Raw genomic sequence first — 21,011 nt, forward strand, 5'->3', positions numbered from 1 at the left:
TACAGCCTATTGCGCTGACCGCCCATACTAGTCAGCCCCCTTCTGCCGAGTAAACCTACGCGCAAACCCTAGGACGAATGGTGACGGCGTTCTACAATCGGCGTCCGCGCTCCTCCGAATACCTCGCATGCCTACTTGCCTCGTTCACCCTCTGCCCTATCGGGCCGATCCCCTCGACTATTTCAGTGCCGTCAGCCAGGCCCCCGGCGCGGTCTTGCTGGATGCCGGGCGCCCGACGGCGCAGCGCGGGCGCTATGACCTGATCAGCGCCTGGCCCCTGGCAGAGCTGGCGCCAGCCCCCGACGAGCCGGCCGACGCCTTTCTCCAGCGCCTGCGCGACGGCCTGGCCAGGCTCGGCGTCGCCGAACCGCCCGCCGATTGCCCCCTGCCCTTTGCCGGCGGCCTGATCGGCTATCTGGCCTACGACTTCGGCCGGCGCCTGGAAAAGCTGCCCGCCCTGGCGAGCGATGACCTCGGCCTGAGCGATGCCCGCTTCGGCCTGTACGCCTGGGCCCTGATCAGCGACCACCTGCTGGGGACCAGCCAGCTGCTGTTCCATCCGAGCCTGGCACCCAGCGAGCGCGAGCGCCTGATCGTCCTGTTCGAACGGCTGGCAGTCGAGCCCGCGCGCCCCTTCAAGCTGCTCGGCGCCTTCCAGGCCGACCTCGACGAGGATGGCTATCGCCAGGCCATCGCGCGTATCCAGGCCTATATCCAGGCCGGCGACTGCTACCAGGTGAACTTCGCCCAGCGCTTCCGCGCCCGCTATCAGGGCGACCCCTGGAGCGCCTACCGGGCCCTGCGCGAGGCCTGCCCGACCCCCTTCGCCGGCTATCAGGCCTTGCCGGACGGCGGTGCGATCATCAGCCTGTCGCCAGAGCGCTTCATCCGAGTCAGCCGAGGCCAGGTGGAGACTCGGCCGATCAAGGGCACCCGACCGCGCAGCGACGACCCCCGTCAGGATGCCGCACAGGCCCATGCCCTGATGAGCAGCCTGAAGGACCGGGCCGAGAACCTGATGATCGTCGACCTGCTGCGCAACGACCTGGGCCGCAGCTGCCGCACCGGCTCGGTACGGGTACCCGAGCTGTTCGCCCTGGAGAGCTATCCCAACGTCCACCATCTGGTCAGCGCGGTCACCGGCGAGCTGGCCGCCGGCAAGGATGCCCTGGACCTGATCGCCGGTAGCTTCCCCGGCGGCTCGATCACCGGGGCGCCGAAGATTCGCGCGATGCAGATCATCGATGAACTGGAACCGACCCGCCGCGCACTCTACTGCGGCTCATTGCTGTACCTGGACGTGCGCGGCGAGATGGACAGCTCGATCGCCATCCGCAGCCTGCTGGCCAAGGACGGGCAGCTCTGCTGCTGGGGCGGCGGCGGGATAGTCGCCGACTCCCAGTGGCAGGCGGAGTACCAGGAGTCGATCACCAAGGTGAAGGTCCTGCTGGAGACCCTGGAGCGCTTCTGCGACTGACGAACAGGCCCGAGAATTACAGGCCCAGCGGGCGGTTGGACGCCTTGAGGAACTCGCGCTTGAGATCCTCAAAACTGTGCACCGCTGGAAACTGCGGGAACTCGCGAATCACGTTGTCCGGCGCATGGAACAGGATGCCGGCATGGGCCTCGCCGAGCATGCTGGTGTCGTTGTACGAGTCACCCGCGGCGATCACCCGGTAGTACAGGCTCTTGAACGCGATCACCGCCTGGCGCTTGGGATCCTTCTGGCGCAGCTGGTAGTTCACCACGCGGCCGCTGTCGTCGGTGATCAGCCTGTGGCAGAGCAGGGTCGGGAAGCCCAGCTGGCGCATCAGAGGCTGGGAGAATTCGTAGAAGGTGTCGGAGAGAATCACCACCTGGAAGCGTTCGCGCAGCCAGTCGACGAACTCCACCGCGCCCTCCAGCGGCTCGAGGGTAGCGATCACCTCCTGGATATCGGCCAGTTTCAGGCCGTGCTCGTCGAGAATGCGCAGGCGCTGCTGCATCAATACGTCGTAGTCCGGAATGTCCCGGGTAGTCGCCTTCAGCGCGTCGATGCCGGTTTTTTCCGCGAAGGCGATCCAGATTTCCGGAACCAGGACCCCTTCCAGGTCGAGACAAGCGATTTCCACGGCACACTCCTAGCTTGAGCTTGAATGAAGGCGGCACTCTAGCCCCTCGCCCAAGGCCGCGCAACGCGACCGCTTATAACCGAACGTCGCGGTTATCATGGGATTTGTTTATTTAGCCGAATAAAGCCTTTTTGCTACCATCCGCCACACAGAGCGCCAGCGGATGCGGCCAGGCAAGAGGCAGGTAGACCTCCGGCCGCCAGCCCCTGCAAGCGACCATAACCAGGAATCCAGCCCGATGAGCCACCCCTTCGATGTAACCGAACTGGCCGCGACCTACGCGAACAAGTCGCCCCAGGACATTCTCAAGCTCGCCTTCGAGCACTTCGGCGATGAGCTGTGGATCTCCTTCAGCGGCGCCGAGGACGTCGTGCTGGTGGACATGGCCTGGAAACTCAACAAGCAGGTCAAGGTCTTCAGCCTCGACACCGGCCGCCTGCACCCGGAAACCTATCGCTTCATCGACCAGGTCCGCGAGCACTACGGCATCGCCATCGAGGTGCTATCCCCGGACGCCACGGCGCTCGAGGCGATGGTCAAGGAAAAAGGCCTGTTCAGCTTCTACAAGGACGGTCACGGCGAATGTTGTGGCATCCGCAAGATCGCCCCGCTGCGTCGCAAGCTGGCCACGGTCAAGGCCTGGGCCACCGGCCAGCGCCGCGACCAGAGTCCCGGCACCCGCAGCCAGGTGGCGGCGCTGGAGATCGACACGGCCTTCTCCACGCCCGAGCGGCCGCTGTACAAGTTCAACCCGCTGGCGCAGATGAGCAGCGAGGAGGTCTGGGCCTATATCCGCATGCTCGAGCTACCCTACAACAGCCTGCACGAGCGCGGTTTCATCAGCATCGGCTGCGAGCCCTGCACCCGGCCCGTGCTGCCCAACCAGCACGAGCGCGAAGGGCGCTGGTGGTGGGAGGAAGCCACACAAAAGGAATGCGGGCTGCACGCCGGCAACCTGATTGCCAAGGACTAGCGCTGATCTCGGCAGGCTGAGGCGAAATGACCCAGGATGAAGTAGCGCACTTCTGCCTGCATCTGCCCGGCGCCCGCGAAGACTTCAAGTGGGGCCGCAACCGGGTCTTTTCCGTGGCCGGCAACAAGATGTTCGCCATCCTCGACTTCCTCGGACAAGACCTGGCCTTCAAGGTCGACCGCGACCTGTTCCTCGGCTACGTCGACCGTCCGGGCATCCGACCGGCGCCCTACCTGGCGCGGGCGCACTGGGTCAGTATGAGCGGCATCCAGCCACCTCTGGCTGACGCCGAGCTGCGCCAACTGCTGATCCGTTCCCATCAGCTGGTGGTGCGCCGGCTGCCCAAGCGCCAGCAGGTCGGGCTGCTGCTCGATCACTGACAGGCGCGCCCAACAGGCTCACCCCTGCGCCGTACTCCAGTCGATCAGCCCTATCTGCCAGGTGGCCAGGATCAGCAGACCGAATACGATGCGGTACCAGGCAAAGGCCGCATAACTGTGATTGCCGATAAAGCGCAGCAATGCGCGTACGGCAATCATGGCGAACACGAAGGACGTGACGAAGCCGATGGCGAAAACCGGCAGGTCCGCCGGCTGGAACAGGTCCCGGTACTTATAGCCGGAATACACCGCCGCCCCGACCATGGTCGGCATCGCCAGGAAGAAGGAGAACTCGGTCGCCGCCTTGCGCGAGAGGCCGAATAGCAGCCCACCGATGATGGTGGCGCCGGAGCGCGAAGTCCCGGGGATCATCGCCAGGCACTGCGCGCAGCCAATCTTCAACGCCTGTTGCCAGCTCATGTCATCCACGCTCTCGGCACTGATCCGATGACTACGCTGCTCGGCCCAGAGCATGACCACACCCCCGACCACCAGCGCGGCCGCCACTGTGATCGGGTTGAATAGAAACGCATGAATAAAATCCGCGAAGGTCACACCCAGCACCAGGGCAGGGAAGAACGCGATTAGCAGGTTGGCGGTAAACCGCTGGGCCTCGGGTTGTTTCTGCAGCCCGAGCACAACCTCGAGGATCTTCTGCCGGTACTCCCAGACCACCGCGAGGATGGCGCCCAACTGGATGATGATGTTGAAGGCCATCGCCCGCTCACCGGAGAAGTCGATGAGATCCGCAACTATGATCTGATGCCCTGTGCTGGAAATCGGCAGAAACTCGGTAATGCCTTCGATAACGCCCAATATCAAAGCCTGTACGGCCAACCACAGATCCATCCGGTCTCCTAAGGCGCACGGTACTCACCGTGCAAAAATACTTGTCTATGCGGGGCTAACACCAAGGGACGAGTCTCGGACTCATGTCTCGCAGCAAGGTTCCTTCATGCGGGCATTCAGCCCAGAGGTGTTCGTAGACCGCGCGAGGGCCGAAATGCTACCAGAGAAACCCGCACGATCGACCTCTCTGCGCTAAGTCTTGCGCAACAGCGACCTCCGGCCCAGACCAGTACGGCTTCTGCCAGATACCGACGGGAAAGGTGCAAAGAACGCCGCAACCGCTCCCGAGCCCAATACACCCCGAAAGCAAATGGGGGCGAGACGCAGGCAACAGCCCAGATCGTCGCCTTGAATGCTTCCTATACCAGGGCCACACTGCAACAATGTCGCGCGCTCAGAGCTGTTAATCGGAGTGTCACCCAAGCGATTGACTTGAAGCATGACAATGCGCTGGCGGCTGGGCCACTCGCCAGAGTGCTCAACCAGCTTCATGTATGAGGCAAGAAGATGAGCAGCATGGAACATCAGGAAGTCGATCTCAACAGAGCGCAAAATCAGGACCTTATCTGGGACCTGGACAGCATTGCCCGCCGCGAGCTGGCCGAGCGCTTCATCAAGCTGTTCGAGAACCGCCTGTGCGTCTACTCCGAGTCGGTGCGCCAACTCTATACCAACTACGACCTGCACTTCCCCAGTGACCAGGGGCGCAAGATGGTGGTGCTCCCCAATCCCTACGCCTTCCATGACACCCTGCACGGCATCGAGGCACTGGCGGTGCGCAAGACCGGCCTCTGCGTGCTACCCGGCGCACTGCTAGGCAAGCCTGGTTTGCTGCTGGCGACCCAGATAACGGAGGGCGGCCCCGCCCCCAAGACCATGCCCTTCAAACTGGCCTTGGCGCAGATCATCAGCAATCAGAAGAAAATCGGCGACCTGTTTCTTCCGATCATGATGAAGGGCGACTTGCGCGAATTCGATCAGCAGATGCCCTACATCCATCTGCACCGATTGCAGGTGCATCGCCTCAATCGCCTCTCGTCCTTCGAGCGCGAGGACATCCAGCAGACCATCACACGCAAGCTGCTGATGCTTTATCGCCAAGCAGACACCCTCACCTACTAGCGCTCACCCACACCATCCAGGGCGTTCGGGGTATCGACTCACAGGCGTAACAGGCTGATCCAGGCGATCAGCAGACTGATCGTCACCACTATGGTCAACGGCCGCCGCAAGGCCGGATACCACTTCGGCGCAAGGCCCAGCTTGACCGCGCGCAAGTCCGCGAAATAGAGCAGCACGAAGGCCACCAGAAACACCGGCAAGGCAAAACCGAATGGCATGCCGCTGGCCACCGCAACCCATCCGAGCAGTGGCGGAATCACCGACAGACCGAGCTGCAGCCTGGCACGCTCATCGTTCGCCTCGGCTCGCATCGCCAGCCCCCAATGAATCGCCCCCATAAACGCCAGGATCACCGCTGCATAATCCAGCAGAGCCGACATGACATAGGGTCGCCAAGCAAACGGAGTGATCCAGATGCCCAGGGCCCCGCTGACGAAAGGAACCAGACCGGCATAGCCCAGGTGCATGGCCAGTTGCTGGGGATGCTTGGCTTCGAAGGGGTGCATCGCGCTCTCCTGTCAGATGTACTCTCAGGGTAGCCAGACAACAGCCGCGCCTGCAAACCGGTCGCGCCGCGATCATTGGCTGCCCGCGCACAATCGGCGAGAGCGCCTATTTCCGTCTAACGCCCCTTCTCCGGCAATGTTTTTCCTGAAACATGCACAGAGCCCGCCCAGTTCGCGTCCGCCCCAGGGACAACGCAATGGCCGCTTGCCATTAGGCGGTGTGCTTGGCATAAAGTCGGATCTATATGCATGCTCGACAAGGAAGTGCCCGATGCGAATACTCCGTCGCGCCCTAGTTGCTCTTGTGCTGTTGCCAGGCCTCGGCCTCGGCATTGGCCTGTACTTCGTCGCCAATCCGAACCTGCCCGACTATCAGAAGCCGGTACGCCTGCACTACCTGGACCAATGGGACGAGGAACAACGACAGACCTACTACTACACGCCCCAGGGCACTCGGGTTAAGGGACTGCGTTATGCATGGTTTAGCGCCCTCGAACTGCCCCTGAGCGCACGCAAGTTCGCCACCCCGGACTACTTGGCGCGCTTCGGTTTTCTGGTCGACCCTCGGCAAGTCGCAAGCGAACGCAACCCGGCCAATCTCCCCGTTGGTTTTGCCCGCCACGAAGACAGCACGACCGGAACCCAGTACCTGGACATCAGTTGCGCGGCCTGCCACACGGGCGAGTTACGTTACCGAGGCGAGGCGGTGCGCATCGACGGCGGTCCGGCCCTGCACTCGCTAGCCTCAACCGTGCCCACATTGCGAGGCGGCGGCTTCGGCCAGGCCCTCGGCATGAGCATGGCGTTCACCTACTACAACCCTCTGAAATTCAGACGCTTTGCCCAGGAAGTGCTGGGCGAAGCGTATCCGGAAGGGCGCGACCAGCTGCGCCGTGACTTCAAGGAAGTGCTCGATCGCTTGCTCGACACCGCCTTCAACGACTGGCACCGCGGGCTCTACCCGACCGAGGAGGGCTTCGGCCGCACCGATGCCTTCGGCCGTATCGCCAACAGCGTATTCGGCGATGCCATAGACCCAGGCAACTATCGCGTCGCCAATGCCCCTGTCAGCTACCCGCACGTATGGGACATCTGGAAGTTCGACTGGGTGCAGTGGAACGGCTCGGCCATGCAACCGATGGCGCGCAATATCGGTGAAGCCCTGGGCGTAGGCGCCACGCTGAACCTGATGGACAGCAACGGACAACCGGTCGCAGAGACCCAGCGCTATGCCTCCAGCGTACGCCTGCGGGATCTGCACACCCTCGAGGAAACGCTCCAGCAGCTTAAACCTCCGCCCTGGCCCGAAGCGGTATTCGGCCGGATAGATCGAGCACTCGCCAGCCAGGGCCGCGCCCTGTACCAGGAAAACTGCGCCTATTGTCATGCACCGGCGCCCAAGCCACGAGACAAACGCTTTGCCCCTGCGCGCGATCCCGAATGGCATATGCGCGTCGTCCCCACAGATATCATCGGCACCGACCCTACCGCAGCCGACAACATCGCCGATCACCGGTTCGACATCCGCCGACTGGGCTGGACCAAGGCCGAACTGAGCAAGCTGGACGTCCGACTGTTCGGCGCCACCCTGGATGAGGTGGACTTGCGTAGCATCTCCAGCGCCAAGGGCCTGGCCTACATCACCGCCTATGTCGAGAACCGCGCCTATCAAGACGCCGGCATACAGCCCAGGGAGCGCTGGCGCATGGACGGCTTCGGCCTGCCGATCGGCGTCCAGGAAAAGCGTGGCTATAAGGCCCGCCCCCTCGAGGGAATCTGGGCGACCCCCCCCTTCTTGCACAACGGTTCGGTACCCACCCTGTTTCAACTGCTTTCGCCCGTATCGGAACGTCAGGAGCAGTTCTGGGTCGGCAACTTCGAATTCGACCCGAAAAAAGTCGGTTTCTCCAGCCAGGCGTTTCCCGGTGGTTTCCTCTTCGACACCCGCATCACCGGCAACGGCAACCACGGGCATGAGTTCCGCGACGGTTGCCGCCAGGGTGGAGTGATCGGTCGCGCCCTGCAGCCCGAGGAACGCCTGGCGCTGATCGAGTACCTCAAGGTCTTGGGCAATAGTGAGCTCGAGCAGCAGTTGCAACCGGTCAAGGCCAAGCCCTGGAGCCCTGGCCCCGAGTGCCGGACCTCAGAGACCTCGCTCGCAAGCGAAAGAGAGTCAGAAGAACTCTGAACTGGCGAGCAGACATAACGGCAACGGACAAGGGAAGGGATCCATGCTCAAAAGACTCTGGCTCTGGCTTGGTCGCCTGATAGGTAGATTGCTGTTCTTGCTGGCGGCCCTCGGGCTGGGTGGCTGGGCCGTCGGCACGGCTTACTACAGCTGGAAACACTCCGGCCCGGTACCCAGCGAGGAGCAAATACCTCCCGGCGAGGCCGCCCTCACCCAAGCCATCATCGAAGATGCCGTTCGCATCGTCGAGCAGCACCGTGATAACACCCGAGTCCTGCGAGACGCCCATGCCAAAGCCCATGGTTGCGTGAAGGCCGAAGTGACCGTCCGCGTCGACCTCGATACCGAGCTCCAGCATGGCGTGCTGAGCGAGCCGGGAAAGACTTGGCAGGCCTGGATGCGTCTCTCCAATGGCAACGCCTACCCCCAGTTCGACCGAATCCGCGATGCCCGCGGCATGGCCATCAAGCTTCTCGACGTACCCGGCGCCAAGTTAATGGGCAGTGCAGGCCATGAGAACGAACAAGACTTCGTGATGTTCAACCACCCGGTCTTTTTCGTTCGCGACGTGGCCGAGTACCGCAGCAACTTCGCCGCCCAGGCCGACGGCAAAAAAGCCCTGGCCTTCTTCCCTAGCTGGGACCCACGCAGCTGGGAAATACGCCACCTCATCATCGCGCTCAAGACCCTGGCACCAGCGCCTCAGAGCCCGGTCGCGACCACCTACAACTCCATCGCTCCGTTCAAGCTCGGCCCACACAACATCAAATATCGGGTCATCCCCACCCCCGAGAACTGCCCGAAATACAGCCTGCCACAGCCAAACACCGACCTGCCCAACTTCCTACGCAGTGCCTTGTACCAACAACTCTCACTGGACCGTGTCCCTGCCTGTTTCGCCCTGCAGGTCCAACGGCAGGACCCCACCCATTACATGCCGATCGAAGACCCCAGCGTCGAGTGGGACGAAGCGGTGTCGCCCTTCGAAACCGTCGCCGACATCCATCTGCCTGCCCAGGACTTCGATAGCACGGAGCAAAACCTGTTTTGCGACAACCTCTCGTTCAATCCCTGGCATTCGCTGCCGGAGCATCGTCCGATCGGCGGACTCAACCGTTTGAGGGGGGCCGTGTATGAGGCTGTGAGTGTCTATCGCCACGAACGAAACGGCGCACCGACTCGCAAGTAGGCTGCATACCTGAATCGGTCCTGGCCCGGCACCGAGCGATCTGGTCGCCCTCTGGCTGCGAGGCGCCCAGATTGGCAGCCAGGGCATTGGGTAAAGCACGGGCCTAACTGGTAAGATCAGCCTTTATCAGAGCGGAGCTTTTCGCCGCGCCTTCTAGAGAGACACGCTGTAGTGGAACTGTTCAAAGAGTTTGTTTTCGAGGCCGCCCATCGCCTCCCCCACGTCCCCGCCGGGCACAAATGCGGACGGCTGCACGGCCACTCCTTCCGCGTCGCCGTCTATATCGAAGGCGAAGTCGATCCCTACACCGGCTGGATCCGTGACTTCGCCGAGATCAAGGAGATCTTCAAGCCGCTCTATGAGCAGCTGGATCACAACTACCTCAATGACATTCCCGGCTTGGAAAATCCCACCAGCGAAGTCATCGCCAAGTGGCTCTGGGAACAACTCAAACCTGTCCTGCCGGAACTGTCCCGCATTCGCATCCACGAGACCTGCACCAGCGGCTGCGAATACCGAGGCGACTGAGCACCCATGAATAAAAAAGCCACCGCCTAGGTGGCTTTTTTATTGGCTATGTCTCAATAGCGTGTTGCATGGTTCGTCCTACCGCCTCGTGGATGCAGTGAACCGGCCGAATGCTTTGCTGATAGCGCTCAAGCATGCGGCGCCAGCCCAGGTAATTCGGGAGGTAGCGGGTGGCCACGCCATGAAAGCGGGTCATCCAGTTCTTCAGTTGACTGTGGTAGGCATTGACGTTCTGGATATGGAAAGCGCCTTGGCGTACGCGCTGGCCGGGGCAGGCATGCATGACCTGATGGGTGATGCCCTGGATCCGGGCGAAGCTGGCATAGACCGCCGCCCCGTCGGTGCAGAGTACGGACTCCTGATCGATCAGCGGCGCCAACGCTTTTCGTACATGCACAGCATCGAGCTTGGCCAGTGTGAAGTCAGCGGTATGCCCCTCCCGGTCGCGCACCACCATCACCGGGATTTGGTCTTTACCCGTGCCCCGGGTCACGCTGACCCCGCCTCGTTTACGCGCGGCCGCGGTAAGCGTCGCTGACCTTTGAATGACTCCAGAAAGAACGTCTCATCCACTTCGACAATCCCGGTCTCATGGGTGGCGTGATGCTCGGCGGCTGCCGCCAGGAAGCGGTGCCTCCAGAGAAACGCGGTGTTCTTACTGATCCCGCACACCTTGGCAGCCTTGCGCACGCTCAGCCCATTAATCAGTGCCTGGGCATAGTCTTTCCAGCGTTCGGGATAGTGCAGGCGGGCAAGGCCGGTTGCCGACAACGCGGTACACGTCCGCCGGCAGCTACGGCAGCGATAGCGACGCAGACCACGCGACCAGCCCCAGGGCGCGAGATGTCTCGCGGCGCCCTGGCAATGCGGGCAACTCTGCAACGCCGGCAGGTCATCAAGCACCGCTGTTGTGGGCGGGCTCTGCAGGGCTTGATGAAGCGTGGATTTCTGCTGGGGGCTGAGCTGGCCTAGCTGAGCCAGCCAGTGGTGAAAGGCTTGAGTATCCATGATCGGCAGACCTCCCGAGCGGATGCCTGCCTTTCAGATTAGTTCTTGCAACACATCATTGGGACATAGCCTTTTTATTCATCCAATAACACACCTGGGACTAGCCGAAGCTGGGGAACGTTGGCAACGATGCACCAAGCCATTGCCTACAAAGCCAACTGGCTATTTCCGCCGCACAAAAGCAAACCCCCGACCTGCATGTGCGGGTCGGGGGTTTGGGATAGGTGCTTGACGATGACCTACTCTCACATGGGGAAGCCCCACACTACCATCGGCGATGCATCGTTTCACTACTGAGTTCGGGATGGGATCAGGTGGTTCCAACGCTCTATGGTCGTCAAGCAATTCGGTTGGAGAGTCGATGTTGAGTCGCCTCCCCATATTGGGTATGTGATGTCTGGTTTTGCGTGTTCTGGCAAATTTTCGGTTTGTTGTCGACTTCAACCATCGAGCACACAAACAGCAAATTGTTTGGGTGTTATATGGTCAAGCCTCACGGGCAATTAGTATGGGTTAGCTCAACGCCTCACAGCGCTTACACACCCCACCTATCAACGTCGTAGTCTTCGACGGCCCTTCAGGGAGCTCAAGGCTCCAGTGAGATCTCATCTTGAGGCAAGTTTCCCGCTTAGATGCTTTCAGCGGTTATCTCTTCCGAACATAGCTACCCGGCAATGCCACTGGCGTGACAACCGGAACACCAGAGGTTCGTCCACTCCGGTCCTCTCGTACTAGGAGCAGCCCCTCTCAAATCTCAAACGTCCACGGCAGATAGGGACCGAACTGTCTCACGACGTTCTAAACCCAGCTCGCGTACCACTTTAAATGGCGAACAGCCATACCCTTGGGACCGGCTTCAGCCCCAGGATGTGATGAGCCGACATCGAGGTGCCAAACACCGCCGTCGATATGAACTCTTGGGCGGTATCAGCCTGTTATCCCCGGAGTACCTTTTATCCGTTGAGCGATGGCCCTTCCATACAGAACCACCGGATCACTAAGACCTACTTTCGTACCTGCTCGACGTGTCTGTCTCGCAGTCAAGCGCGCTTTTGCCTTTATACTCTACGACCGATTTCCGACCGGTCTGAGCGCACCTTCGTACTCCTCCGTTACTCTTTAGGAGGAGACCGCCCCAGTCAAACTACCCACCATACACTGTCCTCGATCCGGATAACGGACCAGAGTTAGAACCTCAAGGTTGCCAGGGTGGTATTTCAAGGATGGCTCCACGCGAACTGGCGTCCACGCTTCAAAGCCTCCCACCTATCCTACACAAGCAAGCTCAAAGTCCAGTGCAAAGCTATAGTAAAGGTTCACGGGGTCTTTCCGTCTAGCCGCGGATACACTGCATCTTCACAGCGATTTCAATTTCACTGAGTCTCGGGTGGAGACAGCGCCGCCATCGTTACGCCATTCGTGCAGGTCGGAACTTACCCGACAAGGAATTTCGCTACCTTAGGACCGTTATAGTTACGGCCGCCGTTTACCGGGGCTTCGATCAAGAGCTTCGCGTTAGCTAACCCCATCAATTAACCTTCCGGCACCGGGCAGGCGTCACACCCTATACGTCCACTTTCGTGTTTGCAGAGTGCTGTGTTTTTAATAAACAGTCGCAGCGGCCTGGTATCTTCGACCGGCATGGGCTTACGCAGTAAATGCTTCACCCTCACCGGCGCACCTTCTCCCGAAGTTACGGTGCCATTTTGCCTAGTTCCTTCACCCGAGTTCTCTCAAGCGCCTTGGTATTCTCTACCTAACCACCTGTGTCGGTTTGGGGTACGGTTCCTAGTTACCTGAAGCTTAGAAGCTTTTCCTGGAAGCATGGCATCAACCACTTCGTCGTCTAAAAGACAACTCGTCATCAGCTCTCGGCATTAAGCGCCCGGATTTACCTAAGCACTCTGCCTACCACCTTAAACACGGACAACCAACGCCGTGCTGGCCTAGCCTTCTCCGTCCCTCCATCGCAGTAACTAGAAGTACGGGAATATTAACCCGTTTCCCATCGACTACGCATTTCTGCCTCGCCTTAGGGGCCGACTCACCCTGCGTCGATTAACGTTGCGCAGGAAACCTTGGTCTTTCGGCGTGCGAGTTTTTCACTCGCATTGTCGTTACTCATGTCAGCATTCGCACTTCTGATACCTCCAGCAAGCTTCTCAACTCACCTTCACAGGCTTACAGAACGCTCCTCTACCGCTCAACTTACGTTGAACCCGTAGCTTCGGTGTATGGTTTGAGCCCCGTTACATCTTCCGCGCAGGCCGACTCGACTAGTGAGCTATTACGCTTTCTTTAAAGGGTGGCTGCTTCTAAGCCAACCTCCTAGCTGTCTAAGCCTTCCCACATCGTTTCCCACTTAACCATAACTTTGGGACCTTAGCTGACGGTCTGGGTTGTTTCCCTTTTCACGACGGACGTTAGCACCCGCCGTGTGTCTCCCGTGCTGACACTTGCTGGTATTCGGAGTTTGCATCGGTTTGGTAAGTCGGGATGACCCCCTAGCCGAAACAGTGCTCTACCCCCAGCAGTGATACACGAGGCGCTACCTAAATAGCTTTCGAGGAGAACCAGCTATCTCCGAGCTTGATTAGCCTTTCACTCCGATCCACAGGTCATCCGCTAACTTTTCAACGGTAGTCGGTTCGGTCCTCCAGTCAGTGTTACCTAACCTTCAACCTGCCCATGGATAGATCGCCCGGTTTCGGGTCTATACCCAGCGACTAAACGCCCTATTAAGACTCGCTTTCGCTACGCCTCCCCTATTCGGTTAAGCTCGCCACTGAATATAAGTCGCTGACCCATTATACAAAAGGTACGCAGTCACCTAACAAGTAGGCTCCCACTGCTTGTACGCATACGGTTTCAGGTTCTATTTCACTCCCCTCTCCGGGGTTCTTTTCGCCTTTCCCTCACGGTACTGGTTCACTATCGGTCAGTCAGTAGTATTTAGCCTTGGAGGATGGTCCCCCCATATTCAGACAAAGTTTCTCGTGCTCCGTCCTACTCGATTTCACTTCTAAGATCCTTTCGCGTACAGGGCTATCACCCACTATGGCCGCACTTTCCAGAGCGTTCCGCTAAAATCAAAGAAGCTTAAGGGCTAGTCCCCGTTCGCTCGCCACTACTAAGGGAATCTCGGTTGATTTCTATTCCTCAGGGTACTTAGATGTTTCAGTTCCCCTGGTTCGCCTCCTACACCTATGTATTCAGTGCAGGATACCCAGCTTATGCTGGGTGGGTTCCCCCATTCAGAGATCTCCGGATCAAAGTCTGTTTGCCGACTCCCCGAAGCTTATCGCAGGCTACCACGTCTTTCATCGCCTCTGACTGCCAAGGCATCCACCGTATGCGCTTCTTCACTTGACCATATAACCCCAAGCAATCTGGTTACGGCCTCGAACGTGAAGACGACATTCGCCGAAAATTTGCACTTGAGAACAACGCAAATTTTACCTTGATTGATCAACTGCCAGTGAAAGCAGCCAATCAGTCACTTCTATCACATACCCAAATTTTTAAAGAACGATTTGCAACTGGTCAAAGACCAGAAATCAACATTCAACAGGTCACACCTGGAACGTTCATTTCTGAACTCTAAACGGGCTGTCGGTGGTGGAGCCAAGCGGGATCGAACCGCTGACCTCCTGCGTGCAAGGCAGGCGCTCTCCCAGCTGAGCTATGGCCCCATATAAACCTAAGGCCAACCCCACAACAATTGGTGGGTCTGGGCAGATTCGAACTGCCGACCTCACCCTTATCAGGGGTGCGCTCTAACCAACTGAGCTACAGACCCAATCGTCTTTCGCAATGAATCAAGCAATTCGTGTGGGGGCTTATAAGGAAGCTGATGTCGTCGATTAAGGAGGTGATCCAGCCGCAGGTTCCCCTACGGCTACCTTGTTACGACTTCACCCCAGTCATGAATCACACCGTGGTAACCGTCCCCCTTGCGGTTAGACTAGCTACTTCTGGTGCAACCCACTCCCATGGTGTGACGGGCGGTGTGTACAAGGCCCGGGAACGTATTCACCGTGACATTCTGATTCACGATTACTAGCGATTCCGACTTCACGCAGTCGAGTTGCAGACTGCGATCCGGACTACGATCGGTTTTATGGGATTAGCTCCACCTCGCGGCTTGGCAACCCTTTGTACCGACCATTGTAGCACGTGTGTAGCCCTGGCCGTAAGGGCCATGATGACTTGACGTCATCCCCACCTTCCTCCGGTTTGTCACCGGCAGTCTCCTTAGAGTTCCCGGCATAACCCGCTGGTAACTAAGGACAAGGGTTGCGCTCGTTACGGGACTTAACCCAACATCTCACGACACGAGCTGACGACAGCCATGCAGCACCTGTCTTACAGTTCCCGAAGGCACCAATCCATCTCTGGAAAGTTCTGTAGATGTCAAGGCCAGGTAAGGTTCTTCGCGTTGCTTCGAATTAAACCACATGCTCCACCGCTTGTGCGGGCCCCCGTCAATTCATTTGAGTTTTAACCTTGCGGCCGTACTCCCCAGGCGGTCAACTTAATGCGTTAGCTGCGCCACTAAAATCTCAAGGATTCCAACGGCTAGTTGACATCGTTTACGGCGTGGACTACCAGGGTATCTAATCCTGTTTGCTCCCCACGCTTTCGCACCTCAGTGTCAGTATCAGTCCAGGTGGTCGCCTTCGCCACTGGTGTTCCTTCCTATATCTACGCATTTCACCGCTACACAGGAAATTCCACCACCCTCTACCGTACTCTAGCTTGCCAGTTTTGGATGCAGTTCCCAGGTTGAGCCCGGGGCTTTCACATCCAACTTAACAAACCACCTACGCGCGCTTTACGCCCAGTAATTCCGATTAACGCTTGCACCCTCTGTATTACCGCGGCTGCTGGCACAGAGTTAGCCGGTGCTTATTCTGTTGGTAACGTCAAAACAGCAAGGTATTAACTTACTGCCCTTCCTCCCAACTTAAAGTGCTTTACAATCCGAAGACCTTCTTCACACACGCGGCATGGCTGGATCAGGCTTTCGCCCATTGTCCAATATTCCCCACTGCTGCCTCCCGTAGGAGTCTGGACCGTGTCTCAGTTCCAGTGTGACTGATCATCCTCTCAGACCAGTTACGGATCGTCGCCTAGGTGAGCCATTACCTCACCTACTAGCTAATCCGACCTAGGCTCATCTGATAGCGCAAGGCCCGAAGGTCCCCTGCTTTCTCCCGTAGGACGTATGCGGTATTAGCGTTCCTTTCGAAACGTTGTCCCCCACTACCAGGCAGATTCCTAGGCATTACTCACCCGTCCGCCGCTGAATCATAGAGCAAGCTCCACTCATCCGCTCGACTTGCATGTGTTAGGCCTGCCGCCAGCGTTCAATCTGAGCCATGATCAAACTCTTCAGTTCAATACTGCTTGGGTTTTGAGAAAACCCTAAACTTGGCTCAGCAATCGCAAATCTCTTACTTAAAAGAGTTAACTCTCGAATTAACGAGTGTTGCTTTGTGATGCTGATAATCATTTGACTATCAGTCTTACCTCACAAGCACCCACACGAATTGCTTGATTCAGTTGTTAAAGAACAGTTGGTTAAGTCTTTCGTCTCAACCGAGGCGCGCATTCTACAGCAGCCTCATCTTCCGTCAAGCAGTTTCGAAAATTTCTTTTCAAACTCAACCGCTTGCGCCTTCGATCAGCTTTCAGCTCCTCGTCAGCGGGAGGCGAATTCTACAGCGTTCGAAACCGCTGTCAACCACCTCTTTCACCGCCTCCGATCACCTCGACCGAAGCCCCGACATGAATCGCCCCGGCTTTCCTAGGGATGGTCTGAAGAAGACTTCCTGATTTTGGCAAAATGCCCGGATTCAACCCGCTGAGTTTTCCGATGAAGCAAGTGACCTTCGCCGATGCCGAGTATGCCGGAAAGCGCAAGCAGACCCGCAAAGAATTGTTCCTGATCGAGATGGATCGGGTGGTGCCGTGGAAGGGCCTGATTGCTCTGATCAAGCCACACTACCCGAAGGGTGAAGGCAGTCGTCCGGCCTATTCGCTGATGGCGATGCTGCGGGTGCATCTGATGCAGAACTGGTTCGGCTACAGCGATCCAGCGATGAAGGAGGCGCTGTACGAGACCACCATCCTGCGCCAGTTTGCCGGGCTGAGCCTGGAGCGCATTCCCGACGAGACCACCATCCTCAACTTCCGTCGCCTGCTGGAGAGGCATGAGTTGGCGGCAGGGATTCTGGCCGTGATCAATGGCTACCTGGGTGACCGGGGCCTGTCGCTGCGCCAGGGCACTATTGTTGATGCCACGCTGATTCATGCGCCGAGTTCGACCAAGAACAAAGATGGTAAGCGCGACCCGGAAATGCACCAGACGAAGAAGGGCAACCAGTACTACTCGGCGCCAAAGCGCACATTGGCGCTGACGATGAATCAGGCTTGATGCACAGCGTGGTGGTCACAGCGGCCAATGTCGCGGACGTCACGCAGGTGGACAAACTGCTACACGGCCAAGAGAACGTGGTGTGTGCCGACGCGGGTTACACCGACGTCGAGAAACGTGCCGAGCATGAAGGTCGCCAGGTTATCTGGCAGATTGCCGCCCGCCGCAGTACTTACAAAAAGCACGGCAAACGCAGCCTGCTGTATCGGATGAAACGGTGTATCGAAAAGGCCAAGGCGCAGGTACGGGCCAAGGTCGAGCATCCGTTTGGAGCGAGTGTCTGGTGCATAACTCAAGAAATGGGTTCTACCCCGTTAACACGGACACTTTCGAGTAAGCTCACACCGAGCTGAAGGAGTGTTCATGAAGCGCAAGAAATACAGTCCTGAATTCAAGCGGGAAGCCATCGAGTTGGTTCGTCGTTCAGGGGCGAGCTGTCGACAAGTGGCCCTAGAGATTGGTGTGGCTCCGAACCTGCTCACGCGCTGGATTCGAGAGGCGCAGCCAGGCACAGAAAAGGCCTTTCCCGGCACAGGTAGCCCGCGAGATGAGGAGCTGGCCCACCTCAAGCGTGAGTTGGCCCGAGTGACCAAGGAACGTGATTTTTTAAGAGACGCGGCAGCGTACTTTGCCAAGGAGTCATCGAGCGGTACACGGTGATCCAGCGCTGCCGCAACGAGTACCCGGTACGACTGATGTGCCGTTGCTTGAAGGTTTCTGCCAGTGGCTATTACGCCTGGCAGGATCGCGATCCAAGCCCACGTGCTCAAGAGAATGCGCGTCTGGTGAGGCGCATTCGGGAGATTCACGAAGACAGCCGTGGTGTTATCGGCGCGCCGCGGATGCACGAGGATCTGCTCGACGAGGGCGAAACCGTCAGCCTGAACCGCGTTGCTCGCCTGATGGCAGCTGAGCGAATTCAAGGCTGGCCACGCCGGAAGAAGCGTGGCTTTGGAAGAGTCGCCAGCGGCCGTCCAGCAGGCGTGAAAAACCTGCTGGAGCGCGACTTCACCGCGCAGGAACCGGAGCGCAAGTGGGTCACGGACATCACGGAAATAGCCACACTGGAAGGCAAGCTCTTCCTATGCGTGGTGCTCGACTTGTACAGCAAGCTGGTGATCGGCTGGTCGATGCATCACCGCCAGGATCGGCAGATGGTGATTCGAGCGGTGGAGATGGCGATCTGGCAGCGCCAGGGTGACTGGTCGGTGATCCTGCATTCGGATCGCGGTAGTCAATTTACCAGTGCTGACTACCAGCGCTTCCTGAATCGCAACACGCTGGTCTGCAGCATGAGTGCCGTCGGGCATTGCGGCGACAACGCTGCCTGTGAAGGCTTCTTCGGTCAGCTCAAGCGTGAGCGCGTTGTCCATCAGTCGTATCGAACTCGTGATGAAGCACGGGCGGATCTATTCGACTACATCGAGCGGTTTCATAACCCACGAATGCGTCGTAGAGTCGCCCGGCAAGATCTGAAGTTTTCAGCCCTTTTCAAACCGTCCGTGGAAATGGGGTAGAACCCAACGAGTACCCGGTACGACTGATGTGCCGTTGCTTGAAGGTTTCTGCCAGTGGCTATTACGCCTGGCAGGATCGCGATCCAAGCCCACGTGCTCAAGAGAATGCGCGTCTGGTGAGGCGCATTCGGGAGATTCACGAAGACAGCCGTGGTGTTATCGGCGCGCCGCGGATGCACGAGGATCTGCTCGACGAGGGCGAAACCGTCAGCCTGAACCGCGTTGCTCGCCTGATGGCAGCTGAGCGAATTCAAGGCTGGCCACGCCGGAAGAAGCGTGGCTTTGGAAGAGTCGCCAGCGGCCGTCCAGCAGGCGTGAAAAACCTGCTGGAGCGCGACTTCACCGCGCAGGAACCGGAGCGCAAGTGGGTCACGGACATCACGGAAATAGCCACACTGGAAGGCAAGCTCTTCCTATGCGTGGTGCTCGACTTGTACAGCAAGCTGGTGATCGGCTGGTCGATGCATCACCGCCAGGATCGGCAGATGGTGATTCGAGCGGTGGAGATGGCGATCTGGCAGCGCCAGGGTGACTGGTCGGTGATCCTGCATTCGGATCGCGGTAGTCAATTTACCAGTGCTGACTACCAGCGCTTCCTGAATCGCAACACGCTGGTCTGCAGCATGAGTGCCGTCGGGCATTGCGGCGACAACGCTGCCTGTGAAGGCTTCTTCGGTCAGCTCAAGCGTGAGCGCGTTGTCCATCAGTCGTATCGAACTCGTGATGAAGCACGGGCGGATCTATTCGACTACATCGAGCGGTTTCATAACCCACGAATGCGTCGTAGAGTCGCCCGGCAAGATCTGAAGTTTTCAGCCCTTTTCAAACCGTCCGTGGAAATGGGGTAGAACCCCGGTGAAGCTGGCGATGGCCAGCTGGAGTTCACGCAACTCTTGCGGGTGCACATCCCGTAGATTGCCCTTTGCACGATTCAAACGCTCAAAAATGCTCAGCACCTGATCATCGAAGTTGTCCGCTCCCAGGATATCGACCAAGCGAAGCAGGTCAGCAGACGATCGATTGATCGGAGTTGCCGTGAACAGCAAGGTTTGATCTGCCAGGTTGTGCAGCAACTGACGCGTGCGATTCGAGTTCTGATTGAGGAAGTTGTGCGCCTCATCGACTGCCAGGGTTTGTGCCTGGGCCAGCAACTGACGAACCGTAGAGTCCTCGTCAGGCTTAAGTCGGCTCAGCGAGCCATGGGAGATCACTGCCATCGGCAACTGGCAGCTGATGCACTCCCGATCCCAGTTAGGCGTCACCAGTGGCGGACAGACCATGGTCATCAGCCCCTTGTGCCCACGTGACATCGACCAGATACGGTCATAAATGGCGCGGAGTAGATGAGCGCCCATACGGGTCTTTCCCGACCCCGTGGCATCCGCCACCAGGACACCACCGGCAGCCTCCAGCAGGTAGAGCGCCTGACCGATCCCCTTACGCTGGGACGGCCACAGCCGGACGTTCTCTTGACCGCTTAGAGACTGTAAATAACGATCAGCCCACTCGCCCTCAAGCAATTCGACACAGGCACGCGCCAGCGCCTCTTTCCAGCTTACAAAACGCAGCAGCTGCTCCAACAGGGCAATAAGCTCGTCATTCGCATCCCGGCCTTGAGACCAAAAATATTCGGCGGTCTGCCAAACCTCGCGAAAACGACGGTTCTCTTGCTGCTCAGTGAAACGAACATTGGCTTCATTCTGATAGAAGATCCCCGGCTCAGTGAAATTGCTGGAGCCCAGAGTTACTGCGGTATCGGTGCAATACAACTTGGCGTGCATGCGCGGACCCGGGCCGGGGTAACGCACCCGAATGACGCCCTGGCGGATCAGCTCAATGCAGCGAATCAGTTGGCCACTCAAGCGCAATGAAAAGCCACGCTTGAGCCAGTAACTGCGGATTTCCTGACTAAAGTCGTGACGGGCCAGAGAAAAATCCTGGCGCCGGCTCGCAGTAGGCTCAGACCCCAACATCAGCCGCAGACTGCAGCCCCTCTCACCTCGCTGACTCATCAGCTGCAGCAACTGATCCAGGCCGCTGTAACCGGTGATGACCAACGCCTCCGCATCGCGACTCAAGTCCGCGAGAAGCGTGTCATGAACCTTGCGCCCAGGCGCATTGAGGGGCATGCGCGCAGCTGAGGGAAGCTCTCCCGCACTGGACTGTTCTTGGTCAAACAGCGATCCCTGCGCGCCCTCCAT

The 21,011-nt window shown here is 58.7% G+C and carries 12 protein-coding genes, 2 tRNA genes, 3 rRNA genes and 3 pseudogenes; 10 read left to right on the forward strand and 10 right to left on the reverse strand.

Annotation, left to right across the window (positions count from 1 at the left end):
• Positions 1-127 precede the first annotated feature (127 nt).
• Positions 128-1,477 carry an aminodeoxychorismate synthase component I gene (gene pabB / locus SBP02_RS11335; RefSeq protein WP_318641726.1) on the forward strand — a complete coding sequence of 450 codons (1,350 nt, stop codon included), beginning with the start codon at positions 128-130 and terminating at the stop codon, positions 1,475-1,477.
• A gap of 16 nt (positions 1,478-1,493) precedes the next feature.
• Here pabB and thrH read toward each other — a convergent pair whose 3' ends face one another.
• Entirely contained in the window at positions 1,494-2,111 is a 618-nt protein-coding gene (thrH, locus tag SBP02_RS11340; protein ID WP_318641728.1) for a bifunctional phosphoserine phosphatase/homoserine phosphotransferase ThrH, read from the reverse strand.
• A gap of 238 nt (positions 2,112-2,349) precedes the next feature.
• On the opposite strand from thrH, the gene SBP02_RS11345 reads away from it, so the two are divergent.
• Together SBP02_RS11345 and SBP02_RS11350 are read left to right on the forward strand one after the other, a co-directional pair.
• On the forward strand, positions 2,350-3,084 hold the full coding sequence (locus SBP02_RS11345; RefSeq protein ID WP_318641730.1) for a phosphoadenylyl-sulfate reductase: 735 nt from the start codon (positions 2,350-2,352) through the stop codon (positions 3,082-3,084).
• Positions 3,085-3,110: 26 nt separating this feature from the next.
• A complete protein-coding gene (locus SBP02_RS11350) occupies positions 3,111-3,464 on the forward strand; it encodes an MmcQ/YjbR family DNA-binding protein (RefSeq protein WP_318641733.1) in 354 nt (117 codons plus the stop codon).
• Between the two features lie 18 nt (positions 3,465-3,482).
• Here SBP02_RS11350 and SBP02_RS11355 read toward each other — a convergent pair whose 3' ends face one another.
• Positions 3,483-4,313, reverse strand: a complete 831-nt coding sequence (locus SBP02_RS11355) for an undecaprenyl-diphosphate phosphatase (protein ID WP_318641735.1) — start codon at positions 4,311-4,313, stop codon at positions 3,483-3,485.
• Positions 4,314-4,820: 507 nt separating this feature from the next.
• Between SBP02_RS11355 and SBP02_RS11360 the strand changes: the two genes are divergently transcribed.
• On the forward strand, positions 4,821-5,435 hold the full coding sequence (locus SBP02_RS11360; RefSeq protein ID WP_318641738.1) for a hypothetical protein: 615 nt from the start codon (positions 4,821-4,823) through the stop codon (positions 5,433-5,435).
• Between the two features lie 38 nt (positions 5,436-5,473).
• Here SBP02_RS11360 and SBP02_RS11365 read toward each other — a convergent pair whose 3' ends face one another.
• Positions 5,474-5,941 (reverse strand): DUF3429 domain-containing protein, encoded by a 468-nt coding sequence (locus SBP02_RS11365; protein ID WP_318641740.1) that lies wholly within the window; start codon positions 5,939-5,941, stop codon positions 5,474-5,476.
• A gap of 271 nt (positions 5,942-6,212) precedes the next feature.
• Here SBP02_RS11365 and SBP02_RS11370 point away from each other — a divergent pair, with 271 nt between their 5' ends.
• From SBP02_RS11370 to queD, 3 genes are all read left to right on the forward strand, one after another.
• On the forward strand, positions 6,213-8,129 hold the full coding sequence (locus tag SBP02_RS11370) for a cytochrome c (protein ID WP_318646332.1): 1,917 nt from the start codon (positions 6,213-6,215) through the stop codon (positions 8,127-8,129).
• Positions 8,130-8,172: 43 nt separating this feature from the next.
• Positions 8,173-9,318 (forward strand): catalase family protein, encoded by a 1,146-nt coding sequence (locus SBP02_RS11375; RefSeq protein WP_318641741.1) that lies wholly within the window; start codon positions 8,173-8,175, stop codon positions 9,316-9,318.
• 171 nt (positions 9,319-9,489) lie between these two features.
• Entirely contained in the window at positions 9,490-9,846 is a 357-nt protein-coding gene (gene queD, locus SBP02_RS11380) for a 6-carboxytetrahydropterin synthase QueD (protein ID WP_318641743.1), read from the forward strand.
• A 46-nt stretch (positions 9,847-9,892) separates the two neighbouring features.
• Here queD and SBP02_RS11385 read toward each other — a convergent pair.
• From SBP02_RS11385 to SBP02_RS11410, 6 genes and pseudogenes are all read right to left on the reverse strand, one after another.
• Positions 9,893-10,854, reverse strand: a pseudogene (locus tag SBP02_RS11385) (IS1595 family transposase).
• Positions 10,855-11,080: 226 nt separating this feature from the next.
• Positions 11,081-11,196: ribosomal RNA gene (rrf, locus tag SBP02_RS11390) — 5S ribosomal RNA — on the reverse strand.
• Between the two features lie 140 nt (positions 11,197-11,336).
• A 23S ribosomal RNA gene (locus tag SBP02_RS11395) occupies positions 11,337-14,226 on the reverse strand.
• A 244-nt stretch (positions 14,227-14,470) separates the two neighbouring features.
• Positions 14,471-14,546 (reverse strand) — tRNA-Ala (locus SBP02_RS11400).
• A gap of 30 nt (positions 14,547-14,576) precedes the next feature.
• Positions 14,577-14,653, reverse strand: a tRNA-Ile gene (locus SBP02_RS11405).
• A gap of 65 nt (positions 14,654-14,718) precedes the next feature.
• Positions 14,719-16,255: ribosomal RNA gene (locus SBP02_RS11410) — 16S ribosomal RNA — on the reverse strand.
• Together the 16S, 23S and 5S rRNA genes with 2 tRNA genes alongside form the textbook arrangement of a ribosomal RNA operon.
• 477 nt (positions 16,256-16,732) lie before the next feature.
• Between SBP02_RS11410 and SBP02_RS11415 the strand changes: the two are divergent.
• The 3 genes and pseudogenes from SBP02_RS11415 to SBP02_RS11425 all read left to right on the forward strand — a co-directional run.
• Positions 16,733-17,562: pseudogene (locus tag SBP02_RS11415) on the forward strand (IS5 family transposase); the annotation flags it as partial.
• Positions 17,563-17,656: 94 nt separating this feature from the next.
• A protein-coding gene (locus SBP02_RS11420) for an IS3 family transposase (protein ID WP_318641747.1) occupies positions 17,657-18,810 on the forward strand; the annotation gives its coding sequence in 2 pieces (ribosomal slippage) (positions 17,657-17,903 and positions 17,903-18,810; 1,155 coding nt in all).
• Between the two features lie 5 nt (positions 18,811-18,815).
• Positions 18,816-19,658 (forward strand): annotated as a pseudogene (locus SBP02_RS11425) (IS3 family transposase); the annotation flags it as partial.
• Here SBP02_RS11425 and SBP02_RS11430 read toward each other — a convergent pair.
• The gene (locus tag SBP02_RS11430; protein WP_318641749.1) at positions 19,623-21,011 is read right to left on the reverse strand and encodes an SNF2-related protein; all 1,389 of its coding nucleotides are present in this window, start codon (positions 21,009-21,011) and stop codon (positions 19,623-19,625) included. The pseudogene SBP02_RS11425 and the gene SBP02_RS11430 sit on opposite strands and share 36 nt — an antisense overlap.

It is taken from the genome of Pseudomonas benzenivorans, assembly GCF_033547155.1.
Classification (GTDB): Bacteria; Pseudomonadota; Gammaproteobacteria; order Pseudomonadales; family Pseudomonadaceae; genus Aquipseudomonas; species Aquipseudomonas benzenivorans_B.